Annotated in this window: 19 protein-coding genes; 7 read left to right on the top strand and 12 right to left on the bottom strand. The window is 68.6% G+C overall.

Annotation, left to right across the window (positions count from 1 at the left end; all coding sequences use genetic code 11):
- Nucleotides 1-43 precede the first annotated feature (43 nt).
- Entirely contained in the window at nucleotides 44-3,496 is a 3,453-nt protein-coding gene (locus tag AAC979_RS20255; protein ID WP_371348683.1) for a chromosome segregation SMC family protein, read from the bottom strand.
- A 118-nt stretch (nucleotides 3,497-3,614) separates the two neighbouring features.
- Nucleotides 3,615-4,547 (bottom strand): FUSC family protein, encoded by a 933-nt coding sequence (locus tag AAC979_RS20250; protein ID WP_371348682.1) that lies wholly within the window; start codon nucleotides 4,545-4,547, stop codon nucleotides 3,615-3,617.
- Nucleotides 4,548-4,746: 199 nt separating this feature from the next.
- On the opposite strand from AAC979_RS20250, the gene AAC979_RS20245 reads away from it, so the two are divergent.
- The gene (locus tag AAC979_RS20245) at nucleotides 4,747-5,922 is read left to right on the top strand and encodes a site-specific DNA-methyltransferase (protein WP_371348681.1); all 1,176 of its coding nucleotides are present in this window, start codon (nucleotides 4,747-4,749) and stop codon (nucleotides 5,920-5,922) included.
- A gap of 75 nt (nucleotides 5,923-5,997) precedes the next feature.
- On the opposite strand, the gene AAC979_RS20240 is transcribed toward AAC979_RS20245, so the two are convergent.
- Nucleotides 5,998-6,186, bottom strand: coding sequence for a CsbD family protein (locus AAC979_RS20240; protein WP_371348680.1), 189 nt, complete (start codon nucleotides 6,184-6,186; stop codon nucleotides 5,998-6,000).
- Nucleotides 6,187-6,268: 82 nt separating this feature from the next.
- Complete coding sequence (mutY, locus tag AAC979_RS20235) at nucleotides 6,269-7,363, bottom strand: A/G-specific adenine glycosylase (RefSeq protein ID WP_371348679.1); 1,095 nt, start codon at nucleotides 7,361-7,363, stop codon at nucleotides 6,269-6,271.
- Nucleotides 7,364-7,429: 66 nt separating this feature from the next.
- Between mutY and AAC979_RS20230 the strand changes: the two genes are divergently transcribed.
- Nucleotides 7,430-7,963 (top strand): DUF721 domain-containing protein, encoded by a 534-nt coding sequence (locus tag AAC979_RS20230; RefSeq protein ID WP_371348678.1) that lies wholly within the window; start codon nucleotides 7,430-7,432, stop codon nucleotides 7,961-7,963.
- Nucleotides 7,964-8,088: 125 nt separating this feature from the next.
- Entirely contained in the window at nucleotides 8,089-8,745 is a 657-nt protein-coding gene (locus AAC979_RS20225) for a DsbA family protein (RefSeq protein ID WP_371348677.1), read from the top strand.
- 69 nt (nucleotides 8,746-8,814) lie between these two features.
- On the opposite strand, the gene AAC979_RS20220 is transcribed toward AAC979_RS20225, so the two are convergent.
- Together AAC979_RS20220 and AAC979_RS20215 are read right to left on the bottom strand one after the other, a co-directional pair.
- Nucleotides 8,815-9,246: a VOC family protein gene (locus AAC979_RS20220; protein WP_371349111.1), complete on the bottom strand. Its 432-nt coding sequence runs from the start codon at nucleotides 9,244-9,246 to the stop codon at nucleotides 8,815-8,817.
- 92 nt (nucleotides 9,247-9,338) lie between these two features.
- A complete protein-coding gene (locus AAC979_RS20215) occupies nucleotides 9,339-10,454 on the bottom strand; it encodes a PA0069 family radical SAM protein (RefSeq protein WP_371349110.1) in 1,116 nt (371 codons plus the stop codon).
- Nucleotides 10,455-10,808: 354 nt separating this feature from the next.
- Here AAC979_RS20215 and AAC979_RS20210 point away from each other — a divergent pair, with 354 nt between their 5' ends.
- A complete protein-coding gene (locus AAC979_RS20210; protein WP_371348676.1) occupies nucleotides 10,809-11,396 on the top strand; it encodes a glycosyltransferase in 588 nt (195 codons plus the stop codon).
- Nucleotides 11,397-11,399: 3 nt separating this feature from the next.
- Here the strand turns inward: AAC979_RS20210 and moaB are convergent, their stop codons facing one another.
- The 4 genes from moaB to AAC979_RS20190 all read right to left on the bottom strand — a co-directional run bounded on the left by moaB (nucleotide 11,400) and on the right by AAC979_RS20190 (nucleotide 14,586).
- Nucleotides 11,400-11,960, bottom strand: coding sequence for a molybdenum cofactor biosynthesis protein B (gene moaB / locus AAC979_RS20205; RefSeq protein ID WP_371348675.1), 561 nt, complete (start codon nucleotides 11,958-11,960; stop codon nucleotides 11,400-11,402).
- Nucleotides 11,961-11,968: 8 nt separating this feature from the next.
- On the bottom strand, nucleotides 11,969-12,862 hold the full coding sequence (locus AAC979_RS20200) for a neutral zinc metallopeptidase (protein WP_371348674.1): 894 nt from the start codon (nucleotides 12,860-12,862) through the stop codon (nucleotides 11,969-11,971).
- 101 nt (nucleotides 12,863-12,963) lie between these two features.
- Nucleotides 12,964-13,596, bottom strand: a complete 633-nt coding sequence (locus AAC979_RS20195) for an alpha/beta hydrolase (protein ID WP_371348673.1) — start codon at nucleotides 13,594-13,596, stop codon at nucleotides 12,964-12,966.
- 57 nt (nucleotides 13,597-13,653) lie between these two features.
- Complete coding sequence (locus AAC979_RS20190) at nucleotides 13,654-14,586, bottom strand: ring-cleaving dioxygenase (protein WP_371348672.1); 933 nt, start codon at nucleotides 14,584-14,586, stop codon at nucleotides 13,654-13,656.
- Between the two features lie 188 nt (nucleotides 14,587-14,774).
- On the opposite strand from AAC979_RS20190, the gene AAC979_RS20185 reads away from it, so the two are divergent.
- Entirely contained in the window at nucleotides 14,775-15,743 is a 969-nt protein-coding gene (locus AAC979_RS20185; protein ID WP_371348671.1) for a LysR family transcriptional regulator, read from the top strand.
- On the opposite strand, the gene AAC979_RS20180 is transcribed toward AAC979_RS20185, so the two are convergent.
- The gene (locus AAC979_RS20180) at nucleotides 15,730-16,182 is read right to left on the bottom strand and encodes a MarR family winged helix-turn-helix transcriptional regulator (protein ID WP_371348670.1); all 453 of its coding nucleotides are present in this window, start codon (nucleotides 16,180-16,182) and stop codon (nucleotides 15,730-15,732) included. The genes AAC979_RS20185 and AAC979_RS20180 overlap by 14 nt on opposite strands.
- Before the next feature lie 171 nt (nucleotides 16,183-16,353).
- On the opposite strand from AAC979_RS20180, the gene AAC979_RS20175 reads away from it, so the two are divergent.
- Together AAC979_RS20175 and AAC979_RS20170 are read left to right on the top strand one after the other, a co-directional pair.
- The gene (locus AAC979_RS20175) at nucleotides 16,354-17,376 is read left to right on the top strand and encodes a sugar-binding transcriptional regulator (RefSeq protein WP_371348669.1); all 1,023 of its coding nucleotides are present in this window, start codon (nucleotides 16,354-16,356) and stop codon (nucleotides 17,374-17,376) included.
- A 121-nt stretch (nucleotides 17,377-17,497) separates the two neighbouring features.
- Nucleotides 17,498-18,847 carry an NAD(P)H-dependent oxidoreductase gene (locus tag AAC979_RS20170; RefSeq protein WP_371348668.1) on the top strand — a complete coding sequence of 450 codons (1,350 nt, stop codon included), beginning with the start codon at nucleotides 17,498-17,500 and terminating at the stop codon, nucleotides 18,845-18,847.
- Between the two features lie 31 nt (nucleotides 18,848-18,878).
- Here the strand turns inward: AAC979_RS20170 and AAC979_RS20165 are convergent, their stop codons facing one another.
- The gene (locus tag AAC979_RS20165) at nucleotides 18,879-19,160 is read right to left on the bottom strand and encodes a hypothetical protein (protein WP_371348667.1); all 282 of its coding nucleotides are present in this window, start codon (nucleotides 19,158-19,160) and stop codon (nucleotides 18,879-18,881) included.
- Between the last annotated feature and the right edge of the window lie 12 nt (nucleotides 19,161-19,172).

Genomic DNA, 19,172 nt, shown 5'->3' with positions numbered 1-19,172 from the left:
CGCATCCGAAATTACCCGTACCGTGGGGCCGCGTGCGGCGTGATCAGCTCGCCTCGAGGAAGCGCTCTGCGGTCGCAAGGTCGACGGAGACCAGCTTGGAGACCCCGCGCTCGGCCATCGTGACGCCGAACAGCCGGTTCATCCGGCTCATGGTGATAGGGTTGTGGGTGATGGTGACGAAGCGCGTTTCGGTGAGACGGCGCATCTCGTCGAGCAGATTGCAAAAGCGCTCTACATTCGCGTCGTCGAGCGGCGCATCCACTTCGTCCAGAACGCAGATCGGCGCCGGGTTGGTAAGGAACACAGCGAAGATCAGCGCCATCGCGGTGAGCGCCTGTTCGCCGCCGGACAGCAGCGAGAGCGATTGCGGCTTCTTGCCCGGCGGCTTGGCGATGATGTCGAGACCGGCTTCCAGCGGGTCGTTCGAATCGGTCAGCACGAGCTGCGCCTCGCCACCGCCGAAAAGCGTGGTGAAAAGCTGGCGGAAATGCCCGTCGACGACGTTGAAGCTGGCCTGCAGCCGCTCGCGCGCCTCGCGGTTCAGGCTGTAAATACCCTGGCGCAGCCGCTTGATCGCCTCGGTAAGGTCGTCGCGCTCGCCGGTCAGTCCCTTCTGCTGGGTCTCGATCTCGGCCAGTTCCTCCTCGGCGCGCAGATTCACCGCGCCCAGCCGCTCGCGGTCGGCGCGCAGCCGGCCCAGTTCGGCTTCGAGGTCGGGCAGATACGGCAGGGCCGTGTCCGGCGCGAAGCCGGCAATGTCGCGCGCCGTCTCCGGCGGCCCCTCGAGCGCCTCGGTCATTTCCCGCGCCAGAACCTCGCGGCGCTGGCGGGCCGCCTCCACTCGCGCCTCGGCACGGGCGCTTTCCTCGCGGGCGGCGGCGAGAGCGTCGAGCGTTGCACGGGCCAGCTTGTCGCCTTCCGCCTGCAGCGATTCGGCACTGGCCAGCCTGTCGGCCGCCTCCCGGCGCCCCGCCTCGGCACGGGCGATCTCATCGAGCAGCGCCCGCCGCCGGGCGGCGAACCGGACCGGCGCATCCTCAAGGTTCTCGCGCTCGCTCATCGCCTCGGCGACGCGCGCCTGCAGCGCGGCCACACGCTCGCCCGTGCCGCCCGCCCGCGCTTCCCAGGAAGCCCGCTCCGAGGCGATGGTGGAGAGGCGGCGCACGCGCTGCTCGCGCTCGCGCACGAGCGCATCCGCACGGACCCGGGTTTCCGCCACGACGGCGCGGTCCCGGGCGACGCGGGCGCGGATTTCCACGAGTTGGGCCTCGCCCGCAGCAGGAGGCGGCAGTTCGGCGACATCCGCCCGGGCCTCTTCCAACGCGATAGCCGCGATCTCGCGGTCTTCCTGCAGGCGCACGAGATTGGCCCCGAGCGCCGCGAGCCGGGCGGCGTGTTCGGCTGCGGCGCGCTCGGCGCGGGCGAGTTCGTCACGCGCCGCCTCCATCGCTCTCAGGTTGGCGCGACGCGCCTCGCGGGCAGCATTCTCGCGGGCGCCGGCGGCGCGCAACGCAGCCTCCGAGGCTTCGAGCGCGCGGCGATGGCGGCTCACTTCGGCGCGGGCGCCTTCGAGCTGCGCTTCGATGTCGGCGAGACGGTTGCGCTCCGCCAGACGCCGGGCCGCAGCGGTGGGCGCGTCGGCGGCCGCAACCAAGCCGTCCCAGCGCCAGAGATCACCTTCGCGGGAGACGAGGCGCTGGCCGCTTTTCAGTTGCGCGGCGAGACGCGGCCCGTCGCGGTGGTCGACCACGCCGATCTGCTGGAGCCGGCGCGCCAACACCCGCGGCGCCACCACATGGGCGGCGAGCGGCTCGGCGCCTTCCGGCAGTGGCGCGTCGCCGGCGGCGGGCAGCAGCGTCCAGTGAACCGGGGCCTCGCTGTCGGAGGGCGCCTCGAGATCATCGCCGAGCGCCGCGCCCAGCGCGGCCTCGAAGCCGCGCTCCACCTCGATGAAGTCGAGCACCGGCGACCAGCGGCGCGGCGTGCCGACATCGAGCAGCTTGGCGAGGGTGCGGGCCTCGGTGTCGAGCCGCTGCGCCGCCCGCTCCGCCTCGCTCAGCGGGCGGCGGGCCTGGTCGAGCGCGGCGCGGGCGGCGGCATGCGCGTTCTCCGCCTCCTGCGCCGCCGTCTCGGCCGCCGCGAAGGCCTCCTGCGCCGCCTCGGCGCGGTCGCGCCGCTCTTCGAGGCGGGCGGCGTCGACATTGGCGTCGAGCTGACGCTTCTGGCCGGCGAGCTGTTCGACATCGCGGTCGAGCCGCGACAGCCTTTCCCCCGCCTCGCGCAGGGCGCGTTCCAGCGCCCCGCGCCGCGCCGCCGCTTCAGCATTGGCAGCGGTCGCATCGGCAAAGGCGCGCTCGGATTCGGTGAGCCGGGCCACGGCCTCGCCATTGCGCGCCAGCGCCTCTTCTTCCAGTTGCGCCGCCTGTTCCTGGGCGATGGCGAGTTCCTCCGCCTCAAGGGCGAGGCGCTCCAGCATCTCGCCGGCATCCTGTTCCAGCGCCCGCTCGCGCTCCATGTCGCCCGACAATTGAGCGAGGCGACGGTCGAGTTCCTCGCGCCGGGCGCCGGCCCGGGCTTCCTCGCGCTCGAGTTCGCCGCGGGCGAGGGTCAGCCGCTGCAGCGCCGCAGCGGCGGCGGCATCGGCCTCGCGCAGGGCGGGAATGCCATGGGCGGCGACAGCGGCGGCGCGGGCGGCTTCCCCCTGCTGCAGCGTGCGGGCAGCGACTTCCCGAACCGCAAGGTCAAGCGCCCGGCTCGCCTCGCTGAGCCCCGCCTCCGCTTCCAGCCAGCGCAGCCAGAGCAGCGCAGCCTCGGCCTTGCGGATGTCGGCAGAGAGCACACGATAGCGCGACGCCTGCCGCGACTGCCGCCGCAACGCGTCCAATTGCCCGGAAATCTGGCCGATAACGTCTTCCAGACGGGTGAGATTGGTCTCGGCCGCGCGCAGGCGCATCTCCGCCTCGTGCCGGCGCGCATGCAGCCCGGCAACGCCGGCGGCTTCCTCCAGCAGGCGGCGCCGCGCGGTCGGCTTGGCGCCGACGATCTCGCCAATCTGACCCTGCCGCACCATGGAGGGCGAACGCGAGCCGGAGGAGGCATCGGCGAACAGAATCTGCACGTCGCGCGCCCGCGCCTCGCGCCCGTTGATACGGTAGGAAGAACCCGCCTCGCGCTCGATGCGGCGGGAGATCTCCAGCATGTCGGCGTCGTTGAACACGGCGGGCGCCGAGCGGTCGCCATTGTCGACCACCAGTACGACTTCGGCGGTGTTGCGGGCGGGCCGCGTAGTGGAGCCGCCGAAGATAACGTCGTCCATGCCCTCGGCGCGCATGGCCTTGTACGAGCTCTCGCCCATCACCCAGCGCATCGCCTCGACGAGATTCGACTTGCCGCAGCCATTCGGGCCCACAATGCCGGTAAGGCCGGGCTCGATCAGCATTTCGGTCGGCTCAACGAAGGTCTTGAAGCCGGTGAGGCGCAGGCGGGTGAATTTCATGCCCCTAGGGTGCCGCCCGCCTGACACAAGTTCAAGTGGTCGAGCCTCACCGATCCACGACATGTTGCGGTTTTGCGGGCTATTTCGCGCCGGTTTCGCCGGCGCCGTTCAGCGCCGCCTAGGATTGCCAGCCGAGCCAGCGGCGCAGGCGCGCATTCACCAGGAGCGCGGCCAGCGACAAGCCGCAGCCGAGGCTGATATCGACGATCCGGTCGGCTGCGGCATGGATGGGGATGTGCATTAGCGTGCCCACCAGTTGCAGCAGCAGGATGATGAACGCCGCCATCGCCGCCATGCCGAGCGCGCCGTGCAGAAGCTGCCCGGGCCAGCGCACCAGCGCCGCCAGGGTGAGCCCGACCATCAATCCCGCCGGCGAGGTGAAGAGCGCGCCGTAGAGAACCGCTGCCCCCGCCCCGAGCACCGTCCCCAGGGCAAGATCGCGCATCATTTGGCGGCTGGACTGTGTGTCGTCGCGCAGAACGATCACCACCGCGAACACAGCCCAGTGCGGATGCGGAAGGCCGAGCAGCCGCCCGGTAAGGAAGGAGAGCGCCACCGCCACGGCCACGATGCCGGCGAACAGCGCGCCCTCGCCTCGCGTTGCCCGCAGATGCGCAAGGATGGCGGCAAGAGTCGGCGCTGTTGACGGCCGCCACAGGCCGGTCGCCATATCCCATCCTACCGACACCAGCCAGGCATAGGCGGCGAACAGGGCGATGATCACGACATCGCTCGGCTGAAATGGCACGTCGAGCGCGGCGATCGCTGTGGCGAGGCAGAAGAAGCGGGCCGCGAAGGCCGCGCTCGGGTGCACCGCCTCCACCAGCGCATAGAGCGCCGCGGCCGCCACCACCGCCATCGCGGTGAGCCAGAGATGGCCGGCCACACCGGCGCCGAGCGCCGCGCCGGCAAGCACCACCAGGCCGGCGGTGGCGAAAAGCACCGCGCGCTGCGCGGCGGTGCCGCCCGTATCCAGCGTGAAGCCGAGGATGCAGGTGAGCAGCGCATAGCCGACCCAGTAATTTTGGTGCAGCGCAAGCCCCGCGGCCATGGGCGCCATGATCGTCGCTGTGAAGCGCAGCGAGCGGCCGGCGAGCCCGTCGCCATGCCAGCGCGGGAACGGCGCCGAAGCAGCAAGCGGAGATGAATGTCGATTTGGCGGCATCGCTTTACCCGGTCTTTACCCTGTCCGTCGGAGATTGTGGATACACGAGTTCCGTTGCGTCCGTTACGAGTAGGGTAGAGCGTTCATGAAGGTCGTTCGCAACGGGGAGACCCGCCGGGCTCCCCGATCCGGCATTGCCCGCCCCGCAGGCCTCTCCTCCCAACTGCCCCTCGACAGCATCCTTCGCGGCGATTGTGTCGCCGCCCTGTCACGGCTCCCCGCCGCCTCGGTGGATCTGGTCTTCGCCGATCCGCCCTATAATCTCCAGCTTCAGGGCGAGTTGAAGCGCCCCGATGACAGCCGGGTCGACGCGGTGGACGACGCCTGGGACAAATTCGACAGTTTCGAGGCGTATGACGCCTTCACCCGCGCCTGGCTGCTGGCGGTGCGACGGGTGCTAAAGCCCACCGGCACGCTGTGGGTAATCGGCTCCTATCACAACATCTTCCGCGTCGGCGCGCTGCTGCAGGATCTCGATTTCTGGATCCTCAACGACATCGTTTGGCGCAAGACCAATCCGATGCCTAATTTCCGCGGCCGGCGCTTCACCAATGCCCATGAGACGCTGATCTGGGCGGCGCGCGAGCCGGGGGCGAAGGGCTACACCTTCAATTACGAAGCGCTCAAGGCGGCCAATGAAGACGTGCAGATGCGCTCCGACTGGCTGTTCCCGATCTGCTCCGGCCATGAGCGGCTGAAGGACGGCAGCGGCTATAAGGTGCACCCCACGCAGAAGCCGGAAGCCCTGCTGGCCCGCGTCATTCTTTCCGCCTCCAGGCCCGGCGACGTGGTGCTCGATCCCTTCCTCGGCTCCGGCACGACGGCAGCGGTGGCCAAGCGGCTGGGCCGCCATTTCATCGGCATCGAGCGCGACCCCACCTATGCCGACGCCGCGCAGGCGCGCATCGACGCGGTCGAGCCGCTGCCCGATCTCGCGCTGGTGCCGGCGCCGACAGCGCGCGAGGCGCCGCGCATCGCCTTCAACGCGTTGGTGGAGCGAGGCCTGCTCGCCCCGGGGACGCTACTGACCGACGCCAAGGCGAAGGTGCGGGCTCTGGTGCGCGCCGATGGCACGCTGTCGTTGGAAACGGCTCCCGGGCTGGGCCAGATCGGCTCGATCCACCGCGCCGGGGCGCTGGCGCAGGGGATCGAGGCCTGCAATGGCTGGACCTATTGGCACATCGCCACCCGTGAGGGTCTTCGCCCCATCGACACGCTCCGAGCCGTGGTGCGGTCGGAAATGGCGATGGCGGCGGAGTAGAGTTCACACCCGCGACGGCTCACACAGCAAAAGGCCGCCCTCGCGGGCGGCCTCGTTTTGTCGGATACACCCAGATCAGAGATTGCCGGCCTTCTTGACCGATTCCTTGACCTCGCCCTTGGCCTGCTGGGCCTCGCCCTTCAGTTCCTGGGCCTTGCCCTCGGCCTGGAGACGCTCGGAATCGGTCATCTTGCCGACGCCCTGCTTCACATTGCCCATGGCCTCGTTGCCCATGCCCTTAGCCTTGTCCATCGTGCTACCCATGGTCGTATCTCCTGTTTTCATCCGCTCCTAGCGGCTTGCAGGAACAACGATCCGCACCCTGAAAGGTTCACTCACGCCGGCGTCATCCCCGCCGCCCAGGGGGACAAGGTTCGAGATGCGCCAGCACCTTGCGCATGACGGAAGGGAAGGCTTCGGTGTCGAAACCTGTCGGCGCCACCCAGCGGTGCCCCTCCGGCGCGGGCTGTCCGGCCGGGAGCTCCGCTCGCCAGAGTGTGAGTTCCAGCGCGAAATGGCTGAACACATGAGTGACGGTGGCATTGAGCGCCGTCCAGCCGGTCTTGAACGGGGCATGGACAGCGGGATGGGCGACCCCGCCCGGCTCCCACGGAGTCGACGGCACCTCGCTCATGCCGCCCAGCAGCCCCTTGCGCGGGCGCGAGCGCACAAGCACTGCGCCATCCGCGCGTATGGCGAGGAAAGCGACTCCCTGCCGGATCGGCCTTGCCGCCTTCGCCGCCTTGACAGGATAGCGCTCCGGCACTCCCCCGGCGCTGGCGGCGCAGGCGCCCTGCCATGGGCAGAGCGCACAAGCGGGCTTGCGCGGGGTGCAGATGGTGGCGCCAAGGTCCATCATCGCCTGGGCGAAATCGCCATGGCGCGCCTGCGGCAAAATGCTCAGTGCCAGGGTGCGCAGCCGGGGGCGGGCCTTGGGCAGCGCGTCCTCCACGGCGAAAAGCCGCGCCAGCACCCGCTCCCAATTGCCGTCCACCGGAGCGGCGCGGCGTTCGAAGGCGATGGCGGCGATAGCAGCCGCCGTATAGGGGCCGATGCCGGGCAACACCAGCAGTTCCGCTTCCGTCGCGGGAAAGTGGCCGCCATGACGCTCGACCACCGCCTGGGCACAGGCATGCAGATTGCGGGCGCGGGCGTAATAGCCAAGGCCCGCCCAGGCGGACAGCACCTCGTCCAGCGGCGCCGCAGCCAGCGCGGCGATGCCGGGCCAGCGGCGCAGAAACGCCTCGTAATAGGGCGCGACCGTCACCACCGTGGTCTGCTGCAGCATGATCTCGGACAGAAAGACGCGATAGGGGTCCTGTCGTACGCCGGGGAGAGCGCGCCAGGGCAGGCGCCGCCGGTGGCGGTCGTACCAGGTGAGCAGCGCGCTCGGATCGGGCGAGGGTGGGTAAGCGATGGCTGGATTGGCGGCGGCAGGCATGCGATCCTCGGCGATAATGCCGGCACCGTGGCCGCTTCGGCCGCGCCGGGCAAGACGTGAGTGACAATGGCCCCGCGTTCCCCCACCCGCCCGCTCGCCGATCTCATCGACAGCGCCATTGCCGAATGCTGCCGCCGGCGCGGGCTGGCCTCGGTGGAGATCGTCACCCGCTGGGCCGATATTGTCGGCGAGACGCTGGCGGCGCGGGCTGTGCCGATCAAGCTCGCCTGGCCCTCGCATGGTGAGAGCGGCGAGCCGGGCGTGCTGCATGTCCGCGTCGAGGGCGGCTTCGCCATCGAGCTGCAGCACGACGCGCCCATCGTGATCGACCGGGTGAACCGCTATTTCGGCTGGCGCTGCATCGGCCGGCTGGCATTGAAGCAGGGGCCGGTGCCGCGCCCGCGCCCGCGCTTTCGCTTTCAGGAGCCGGACGCAGCCGAATGCGGCGCCACCCGCCAGCGCCTGGCCGCCATTGCGGGTTCGTTCGAGGACGACGCCCTCGCCGCTGCGCTGGCACGGCTCGGCGCGCTGGTGGCGCGCGAGACGCGCGGCGGCCGGCCCCGGCGGCACCGCGGCGACCGTGGCTTCACGCAGCGGTGAGGCAGGTCCCGGCTGGCCCCCGTTGCCAGGATCGCGCATGGGCTGTACGCGCTAGGGAAAGGCGCAAGGCGCGGACACATATTTTCACGCCGGCGGGCCTGTCCGGCTGCTTCTGGAGACCGACCATGATCGACCGCCGTCGCTTCCTCGAAGGTGCGGGCACCCTCGCCCTTTCTCTCGCCGCTTTCGGTCTGCTGGGCGGCAGCCTGATCGGGGCCGCCGAGGCGCAGACGGTCGACACCGCCAAGCTCATGGCACCGGGCGCCCTGCCCGATCAGGTGCTCGGCAAGGCCGACGCACCCGTGACCATCGTCGAATATGCCTCGATGACCTGCGGCCACTGCGCACATTTCCACGAGACCACCTATCCGGTGCTCAAGGAGAAATATATCGACACCGGAAAGGTGCGCTTCATCCTGCGCGAATTCCCGCTCGACATCGTCGCCAAGGCGGCGTTCATGCTGGCGCGCTGCGGCGGCGAGGGCAAATATTACCCGATGACCGACACGCTGTTCGAGACCCAGAAGAACTGGGCGTTCTCGAACAATCCGGCACAGGCGCTGCTCGCCATCGCCAAGCAGAGCGGCATGACCGAAGAGCAGTTCAATGCCTGCCTCAACGACACCAAGCTCGCCGGCCAGATCGACGAGGTGGCCAAGCGCGGGGCCGAGCTGGGCATCGATTCCACCCCGACTTTCTTCATCAACGGCAAGAAGGTGTCGGGTGCGATGAGTCCGGAACAGCTCGACAAGGAACTGGCGCCGCTGCTTGGCGGCAACTGAGCCCGCCCCTTGCCCATGGCGGCGTCGGCCAAGGCCGATGCCGCATGCCCTTTATGGCAGCCGTGCCCCTCAGTCCGGCAGCATGATGCGGCCGGTGGCATCGAAGGGAAAGCCGGGATTGTGGGCGATCTCCCAGGGGTGGCCGTCGGGATCAGCGACATAGCCGGAATAGCCGCCCCAGAAGGTGGGCTGCGCCGGGCGCAGCGCCCGGCCACCTGCCGCCACGGCGCGGATCAGCGTGGTGTCGACCTCCGCGCGGCTTGCACGGTTGCAGGCCAGCGCGATGCCGCCAAACGCCCCGGGCCGGCCCGCCAGCACGCCGGCATCGGCGGCGAGTTCGACCCGTGGATAGAGCGAGAGCACCACGCCGCCGGCGTCGAAAAAGGCGGCGCCGGTGGCCTCCTTCACCCGTCGCACAAGGCCCAGCGCCTCATAGAAGGTGACCGAGCGCTTCAGATCCGCGACGCCCAGCGTGACCAGCGAGAGCTGCAGCGGCGGCATGGCGCGCGCCGTGCCTTTCGGCTCGGACACGGGAGCGCCGTCGTGCGCCGCAGGCGCGCCTCTTACGTCCGGACTCATCCCCATGTTCCCGCTCATGCGCCCTCTCCGAACAGCGACAATTGCTCGCCCTTCTGCGGCGGGCGGGTGAAATGACGGGTCGAGAGGCGCGTCGGGCGACGGTTCAGACCCAGCCTCTCCACCGCTATCTCGAAGCGGCGGGCCAGCGTCCAGGCATAGGGGCCGGAGCCGGTCATGCGCTGGCCGAAGGTGGAATCATATTCCCGCCCGCCATGCAGTTCCTTCAGCAGGGACAGCACGTGGCGGTAGCGGTCAGGGAAATGGGTGAGCAGCCATTCGCGGAACAGATCGCGGATTTCCAGCGGCACGCGCAGCATGACATAGCCGGCTTCCGATACGCCGGCGGCCGCCGCCGCGTCGAGGATGCGCTCCATCTCGGCGTCGGTGACGGCGGGTATGACAGGCGCCACCAGCACGGCGGTCGGCACGCCGGCCTCAGAAAGGCGGCGCAGCGTGTCGAGCCGCCGTGCGGGCGTTGCGGCGCGCGGCTCCATCAGCCGCGCCAGCTTGGCGTCGAGCGTGGTGATCGACAGCGCAACCTTCACCAGTCCCTTTTCCGCCATCGGGGCGAGAATATCGAGATCGCGCACCACCAGCGCCGATTTGGTGACGATGCCGACAGGATGGCCGAAATCGCGCAGCACTTCGAGGATACGCCGGGTCAACCGCCACTCGCGCTCGATCGGCTGGTAGCCGTCGGTGTTGATGCCGAGCGCGATGGTGCGCGGCTCATAGCCGGGCTTCGACAGTTCCTTGGCCAGAAGCTCCGGCGCGTCGGGCTTGGCGAACAACTTCGTCTCGAAGTCGAGCCCGGCCGACAGGCCCTGATAGGCGTGGGTCGGCCGGGCGAAGCAATAGACACAGCCATGTTCGCAACCGCGATAAGGGTTGATCGAGCGATCGAAACCGACATCTGGCGAATCGTTGCGATTGATAATGGTGCGCGGCTTCTCCACCGTCACGCTGGTGCGGAAGGCTGGCAGGTCGTCCAATTCCAGCCAGCCATCGTCGAATCGCTCACGACTGTGTGGCTCAAAGCGCCCGGCCGGATTGGAGAGCGCCCCACGCCCGCGCCGGCGCTCGGTCTTCACCAGCCAGCCCGGCATCGGCGGCGGCGCGAGGGCATCCATGTCGGACAGGCCGGTGGGATCGCGCTCGGCCTCGGCCCGCTCCTTCGCGCGGGCGTCGCGTCGCTGCTGCGCCAGCCGGCCCAGATGCCGGGGAGAGGCGGCGGCCACGGGCGCGGGCGGGGCGGAAGGCCGATCGGGAACGGAGCGTTGCATGACGATATCTCTCGCGCTGGCCTCATTCTGTAGCGCAGCATTGAGAACATATCAAGAACATTGACTGAATTACGACAGCGCGGCCGCGCCCGGACTATACGCCGGCGAAGCGGTGCGATAGGCAGGAAAAGCTTCTTCCGTCAGGGCTTGGGGCGCCTCCCCGGCCTTCTCCAGACCCGGATCATCAAGGGTGGCCACGGCGTGATCTCGGTCGTCATTCCCACAGGCGCAGGCGCCAAGCGGCTGATTCCCACCCTCGCCTCGCTGGTGCCCGGCGCCGCCGCCGGGCTGGTGCGGGAAGTGCTGCTGGTCGATTCGGGCGATACGCCGGAAGTGGCGGACATCGCCGATGCCGCCGGCTGCGAATATCTCGCGGGTCCGGAGGATGCTGGCGCGCGGCTGCGCGCGGGCGCCGCGGCGGCGCGGGCGCCCTGGCTGCTTTTTCTGGAGCCGGCCGGCCTGCTGCAGGAGGGCTGGGCGCGCGAGGTGCGCAGCTTCACCGACCAGATCGAACGCACCGGAGCCGCCGAGCGGCGGGCCGCGACCTTTCGCCTGGCACTGGACGGCTTCGGCGTCTCGCCGCGAGTGAAGGAGGCCGCCGCGATGATGCGGCATGCCCTCACCGGGCGACCGCGCCCCGAACAGGGGCTGCTGCTGCATCGCCGCCTTTATGAGGCGCTCGGCGGCCACGTCGCGGGCGCGCATGCCGATCGCCGCCTGCTAAGGCGCGTCGGGCGCAAGCGCCTCGTCCTGCTGCGCTCGCAGATTCTTCTTCCCGAAGAAGGCTGAACCTCACGCCGTGCCGGTGGGCACGCGCAGCTTGCCGCGCTTGAGATGTTCGTCGAGGCGAGGGAGTATCTCGACGAAATTGCAGGGCTTGTGCCGGATGTCGAGCTGGTGGACCAGAATCTCGTCCCATCCGTCACGGCAGGCGCCGGGCGAACCCGGCAGGCAGAACACATAGGTGGAATTGGCGACCCCGGCGGTGGCGCGGCTCTGAAGGGTCGAGGTGCCGATCTTGGCGAAGGACACCATGTGGAACACGGTGGAGAAGCCTTCCATCCGCTTCTCGAACAGCGGCTCCACCGCTTCCGGCGTCACGTCGCGCCCGGTGAAGCCGGTGCCGCCTGTCGTGATGACCACATCCACGGCCTCATCGGCAATCCAACCGGCCACGCTGGCGCGGATCGCCTCGACATCGTCCGGCACGATGGCCCGGTCGGCAAGGCGATGGCCGGCCTTCTCGATCCGCTCGGCCAGCGTGGTGCCGGAACGGTCCTCCGCCAGGGTCCGCGTGTCGGAAATGGTGAGCACCGCGATGGAGAGCGGCACGAAAGGCGTCTCGTCGGTCATCATCTCTCTCAGATCGGGCCATTGAAGGTGTTGCACTGCGTCAGCGAGCCCTTGTCGAGCCCCTGCCGGAACCATTTCACCCGCTGGGCGCTGGAGCCATGGGTGAAGCTGTCGCGCACCACAAAACCTTGCGCCTGCTTCTGCAGCCGGTCGTCGCCAATGGCAGCGGCCGCGTTCATCGCCTCCTCGATATCGCCATCTTCGAGAATGCGCCACTGCGCATCGGCATGGTGCGCCCATACGCCGGCGAGACAATCCGCCATCAGCTCGACCCGAACAGATAGGAGGTTGGCCTCGGACCGCGAGGCCTGGCGCTGGCGGGCCTGCACTTTTTCCAACAGGCCGATCTGGTTCTCGACGTGATGGCCCACCTCATGGGCGATGACATAGGCGGCAGCGAAATCGCCCGGCGCCTTGAATCGCCGCTGCAGGTCCTTGAAGAAGGAGGTATCGAGATAGACTTTCTGGTCGCGCGGGCAATAGAAGGGACCGATGGCCGAATCCGCCGCGCCGCAGGCGGAACTGGTGGAGCCGGTGAACAGCACCATGCCGGGCTCGCGATAGGTCGCGCCCTCGCCCTTGAAGATCGGCGTCCACACATCCTCGGTCTGGGCGAGCACCACGGCGGCGAAATCGCCGAGCCTCTGATCCTCGGCGCTGAGGTTACGGGGAGGCGCGCTCTGGCGCTGCGGGGAGGTCTGATTGGACGGGCTGCCGTCGCCGAGCAGGATTTCAGCGCCGCCGATCAGCACGGCCGGATTGATGCCGGTGGCCCAGGCGATGAGGCCGACAATGATCAACCCGCCAATGCCAAGGCCTCCCCGGCCCATCCCGCCGCCACTAAAACCTCCGCCGCGCCGGTCCTCGATATTGCCGCTCCGGCGGAAATCTTCCCAACGCATGATCACCTCCCCGGCGGACGCGCCACGGCGCAAGTGTGGAACACCCGCGCCGTGGCAGCAATGCGCGTGGAGGCATCGGGTTCCGCCGGATGTGGCAACCGTCAGGTAGCCGTTCGCGCCGGAGCCCGCAGAAAGTCGCGGGCCAGCGTGAGATCGGCCTGGGAGAGGCCGTGCCCGGCCGGAAGGATTCGGTGTTCGAGCGAGGCACCCGCCTCCCGCAACTGGCTGGCGAGATGGGCGGCATTCTCTTCCGGCACGATCGGGTCCATCGCGCCAGAGAGCAGCAGCACCTTGCGGCCGGCGAGATCGGCGGCCGGCGGCTCGGCCAGCGGCACCATGGCGCGCATCAGCACCGCCCCTGCGAGCACGCCTGGATGCGTCAGCAGCAGGGCCGCGGCGATGTTGGCGCCGTTGGAAAAGCCGACAGCGATGGGCGCGGCGAGCCCATAGGCGGCGCGCGCCTCCGTGACGAAGCCGGCGATTTCGGCGGCGCGGGCGCGCACATCGTCCTCGTCGAAAACGCCCTCGCGCAGGCGGCGGAAGAAGCGCGGCATGCCGCCTTCCAGAACCTTGCCACGCGGGGACAGCAGGGCAGCCCCCGGCGCGATCATGCCCCCGAGCGGGATCAGGTCGTTCTCGTCGCCGCCGGTGCCGTGCAGCAGAAGCAACGGAGCGATACCCGCCTCACGGGCGGGCTCATAACGATGCACGAAGGACAGCGCGGCGTCGGTCATGACGGCCTCCTCGTTTGGAACAGGGGGGCGCCGCCCGGGTGGGGCGGCGCCGGAGGTTCAGGCGATCTCGGGCAGTACGGCCTCGATCTGGCTGCGGCGGCTCTCGAGGAAGCCGGGAAGCTTCAGCGCCTCGCCCAGATTCGCCGCCGGCTCGTCGGCGGCGAAGCCGGGAATGTCGGTGGCGATCTCGAACAGGACGTGTCCGGGCTCGCGGAAATAGACGGACCGGAAATAGTTGCGGTCCTTCTGCTCCGTGGTGGCGATGCCATGGTTCTCGTTCAGCTTCTTCACCATGGCGAACTCAGCCGCGTCATCCGCCGCGCGGAAGGCGATGTGATGCACCGACCCGCCGCCCATGCGGGCGGGCAGGAAGCCGCCGGCCTCATGGATATCGACGATGCCGCCAATGTCCGTGCCTTCAGCCTTGAAGCGCACCAGCGAGCCCTCGCGGCCGACCTCCGTGAAGCCGAACACGTCGGTGAGGATCGCCCCGGTGGGGGCCGCCTCGGCCAGCAGCAGGTTCACGCTGTGAAAGCCGCGAAGGGCATTCTCGGCGGGGACGTCGGTGCCAAGCCAGGCCGGCTCGTTCTCCGTCCCGGCGACGCCGACCAGCGCCAGACGTGTGCCGTGCGGGTCCTTGAACGCCAGAACGGTTTCGCCGAAGCGCTTCACCGGCGCGCTGTGCGCCACGCCCTTCTCAACAAAGCGCTGCGTCCAATAGCCGATGGAAGCCGCCGGCACGCGGAAGGCGGTCTCCTGCGTCTCACCAATGCCGAGCCGGCCGGGAGCGACATGATCCCAGGGGAAGAAGGTGAGGATGCTGCCGGGCGAACCGGCCTCGTCGCCATAATAGAAGTGATAGGTGCCGGGATCGTCGAAATTCACCGTCTTCTTCACCAGCCGGAGGCCGAGTGTCTTGGTGTAGAATTCAACGTTGCGGCGCGCATTGCCGGCGATCGCCGTCACATGATGGATGCCATTGCGGTTCATGATGTGCCCTCCTGTGAGCGCCATCTGCGCTCCGTTGCGACAAGAGATAACCCGGCATCGACGCAATGCCAGAGGCAATCAATTGCGTTGACGCAATCTCATCTGTGCTGCTATCGTTTCTCCGTCATGTGCGGACCTGACGGCACTCCTCTTTGCGCCGCCGGTTGTCGCCACCAGTGGGGAGCAGCATGGCAGAGCCCTTCAAGAATCTCGGATGGGACGATTTCCGCCTCATCAAGGCGGTGGCGGACGCCAAGGGCCTGCCGGCAGCGGCGATGACGCTCGGGGTCAACCACTCCACCGTGTTCCGCCGGCTCAAGCAGATCGAGGAGCAGCTCGGCACGGTGCTGTTCGAACGCCACCGCACCGGCTACGCGCTGACCCCGGCGGGCGAGGAAATGGTGGCGCTGGCCAACCGGCTGGATGAGGAAATCACCGCCGTCGGCCGCAAGCTCGCCGGGCGCGAGCCCGCGCCCTCGGGCGAACTGCGGGTGACGACTCCGGATTCGCTGCTGATCCACCTGCTGATGCCGATGCTCGCCACCTTCCGCGAGCGCTACCCGGAAGTGCGGCTCGACATCGTGCTCAGCAACCAGCCGCTCAATCTCTCCAAGCGCGACGCGGATGTCGCCATCCGCGCCACCGACAATCCGCCGGAGAACCTGGTCGGCCGGCGCGTCGCCCGCATCGCCTGGGCGCTCTACGGTCGCGCCGCCGATTTCCCTGAGCCGCGCACGGTGACGCCCGACCAGCTCGAAAGCTGCAATTGGGTATCGTTGGGAGACAGCCTCGGCTCGCTGAAGACGGTCAAATTCGTTCAGGAAAACGTCGCCGCCGACAAGGTCGCTTACAAGATCAACAGCGTGCTTGGCCTCGCCGAAGCGGTGGAAGCGGGCATCGGTATTGCCCATATCCCCTGTTTCATCGGCGATGCGCGTCCCTCGCTGGTGCGGCTCGGCCCGCCGGATGATGACTATGCTGCCGATCTCTGGCTGCTGACCCATCCCGACCTGCGGCACTCGCCCCGCGTGCGGGCGTTTCTCGACTTTCTCGCCGGCGAGATCGCCCGGCATCGGCGCTTCATCGAAGGGCAGATCGAATTGGAGGCGGAGGCCGTCCCGGAGAAGGGGCTGGAAAAGGCCGCTACGACGGCTTGAGCCGCGCCAGCAGCCGGTCGCGCAGGCGGCTGAGATCGCTGGTCAGGAGGCGTAGTTCCTCGGCCTCCTGGTCGAGGCAGACGCCCATCTCGGCGGGAATTCGCTCCGCCTCCCGGCGCAGCGCCCGCCCCTTTTCGGTGAGATAAACCCGCACCTGTCGCTCATCGGCGGAGTCGCGCACCCGGCGCACCAGGCCCGCGCCTTCCAGCCGCTTGAGCAGCGGGGTCAGCGTATTTGTCTCCAGCAGCACACGCTCGCCGATCTGGCCGACGGTCAGACCCTCCTCCGACCACAGCGTCACCATGGCGATGTATTGCGGGTAGGTCAGGCCCAGCCGGTCCAGCATCGGCTTGTAGACGCGGTTGAACGCATGGTTCGCCGAATAAACGGCGAAACAGAGAAAATCCTTGAGCTGAAGCGTGTCGTCGATATTGGACATGTCCGAACCATGCGTGCCTTCATCAGGTACCGTGCGCCGGCCCGGCGCGGCGGACAAGCGGGTTTTTGCGTAACGCCGGGCCGATTCCCGGACGGACGGAGCCGCCTCGTTTGAAGATGGCGCCGGCCTCCTCTATAGCAACCGAGAGACTTTCGTCGGGGGGTGACGTTGATGTCGGGTGGAGCTGCGACGACCAGGCCGGGCGGCCTGAGCGAGGCGCCCTCGCTCGCCGATCTGAGCCCGACCGGACGGCGCTCGGCGCGGCTGCGACTTCGCGCGGCCTGGATGTACTATGTCGAGGGCATGACGCAGAGCGCCATCGCCGAGGCGCTGGACATCGGCCGCGTCACGGTGGTGCGCCTGCTCGCCGATGCCCGCCAGCTTAATGAGGTGAAAATCTCGCTCTCGCGCGAGATCGCCGAACTGCCGCGGTTGGAAATGGGCCTGCAGAAGGCGTTCGGGCTGCGCGAGGCGGTGGTCGCTCCGGTGTCTGGCCCGTTCGCCGACGCCACCAGCGCCATCGGCGCGGCAACGGGGCTGTTCATCTCCGATCTTATCCGCTCCGACATGAAGATCGGCTTCGGCTGGGGCCGCACGCTGATGCGCGCGCTCGGCTTCATCGACGAGAAGACCGTCTCCAATTTGCAGGTCATCTCGCTGCTGGGCGGCATCACCAAGGCCAAGCAGTACAACCCCTCGGAATTCGCCTGGCAGCTCTCCCGGCTGTTCCAGGCCGATTGCCATCTGATCGCCGCTCCAGCCATTGTCGACAGCATCGAGACCAAGCAGGCGCTGATCGAGCGCTGCGGCCTCGGCACGGTCTACAACCTCGCCCGCGAGATGGACGCGGTGGTGCTGAGCGTCGGCGAGATGGAATCGGAGAGCACCTCGCTGCGCTTCGGCTTTTTCTCCGATGCCGACTGGGCCTCGCTGATCGCCGCCGGCGCGGTCGGCGACGTGGTCTATAATTTCATCGACATCGAGGGCCGGCCGGTCGATCACCCCATCAATAGCCGCGTCATGTCGATCCCGATCGAGACGCTGCAGGCGACACCGGAGCGCATCCTCACCTCCGGCGGGCCAGGCAAGGCCAAGGCGGTGCTTGCCGCTCTGCGCATGCTGCGTCCCACCGTGTTCATCACCGACGAGATCACCGCCGCGGCGGTACTGGAAGAGGCCGGCGTCGCCTACTGAAAACGTGGAAGCGCGGGATGCGGCCGCACGCGCTCTTTGCCTCGGAACAAATGTCGAGTACCGAAGAACAATGACGCTTGCGCCGAAAGCCGCAGGCGCGCCTCAGGGAAGGGTTGGGCGTATGCTCGGTGCAGACAGGCTTGGTGCCAACGGGATCGTGCGGACGGGGATCGCCGCCGAACTTGAACAGTGGACCGCCAAGCATGGGCCGGTAACGATCGGCCTCGCCGGTGCCGGCCAGATGGGCACCGATCTTATCGTGCAGGCGGCGCTCATGCCGGGCGTGCGGATCGGCGCCGTCACCGAACTGAACGCCCAGGCGGCCATCGACGCCGCGCTCATGGCCGGGCACCGGCGCGAGGACATCGTTAGCGCCGCCACCAGCGCCGCCATCGACCGCGCCATCGAGGCCGGCCATTTCGTCATCACCGACGATTACACCGCCATGTGCGCGTCGGGCCATATCGACGTGGTGATCGACGCCACCGGCAGCCCGAATATCGGCACCCTCGTCTCGCTGGAGGCGATCCGCAACGGCAAGCATGTGGTGCTGCTGAGCGTGGAGGCCGACATCACCATCGGCCGCTACCTCAAGCAGGAGGCGCGCGCGGCGGGCGTGGTGCTCACCGGCGCGGCGGGCGACGAGCCGGCCGCCACCATCGAGTTGATCGGCTTCGCCCAGGCGCTGGGCTTTGACATTGTCTGTGCGGGCAAGGCCAAGAACAACGCGTTCAAGCCGGATGCCGTCCCCGACGAGTTCGAGGAGGAGGCGCGGGCGCGCAACATGAACCCGCGCATGCTGGTGGAATTCGTCGACGGCTCCAAGACCATGGTGGAGATGACGGCGCTGGCCAATGCCACCGGCCTCGTGCCTGACGTGCCCGGCATGCACGGCCCGCATGCCGACCGCGACGTGCTGGCGCAGGTGCTGTGCACCAAGGAGGATGGCGGCATCCTCTCGCGTTCGGGCGTGGTCGACTTCACGCTCGGCAAGGGCGTGGCACCGGGCGTGTTCTGCATCGTCAAGCCGCGCCATGACCGGGTGATCGAGCGCATGGCCGACCTCAAGGTCGGCCCCGGCCCCTGCTTCGCGCTGATCCGTCCCTACCACCTCACCAGCCTGGAAGTGCCCCTCTCGGCGGTGCGCGCGGTGATGCACGGCACGCGCGACATGGAGGTGCTGGATCATCCCGTCGCCGAATGCACGGCGGTGGCCAAGCGCGACCTCAAGCCGGGGGATGTCCTCGGCAAGATCGGCGAATATGACTATCGCGGCTACACGATGAGTTGGCGCGATGCGCGCGACAGCTTCGCCCTGCCCCTTGGCTTGGCCGAGCGGGCGCGGGTGCTCAAGCCGGTGAAGGCCGGCGAGCGGCTGACCTATGACAATTGCCTGCCCGACGAGCAGCTCATCGTCACCCAGATCCGCCGCCGCCTCGACCAGACCGACGCGCAGTTCCTCGCCGCATAGGGTTGCGCGCGGCGGCGCGGACGAACCCGTCTCAAGCGTTGCCGGGGCGCGAGGTGGCGAGGTTGGTGAAGCGGGCATCGGCGAGGCGCGCCTCGGCCTCGGCCAGCGCCTCGCCGAGCTGCCGTACTTGTGCGGGGTCGAGCACCAGCTGCAGCGCGGGCACCGGTTCGCCCGGCTTGGGCTGCTGGGTGCCGATCTCCAGGCGCAGGCCAACCTTGTCGGTGCCGAACAGGGCGGTGGTGAAGGCCAGCATCGGCCACACCTTCAGATGCCCCTTGTCGTCCTTCTCCCAATCGTCGAAGCGCTGCGCCATCTGTGTCTCCTC

Source organism: Ancylobacter sp. IITR112, from assembly GCF_041415945.1.
In the GTDB taxonomy this organism is placed as follows: Bacteria; Pseudomonadota; Alphaproteobacteria; order Rhizobiales; family Xanthobacteraceae; genus Ancylobacter.
The sequence above is the reverse complement of the archived record's forward strand: the minus strand, read 5'-3'. Positions and strand labels throughout refer to the sequence as shown.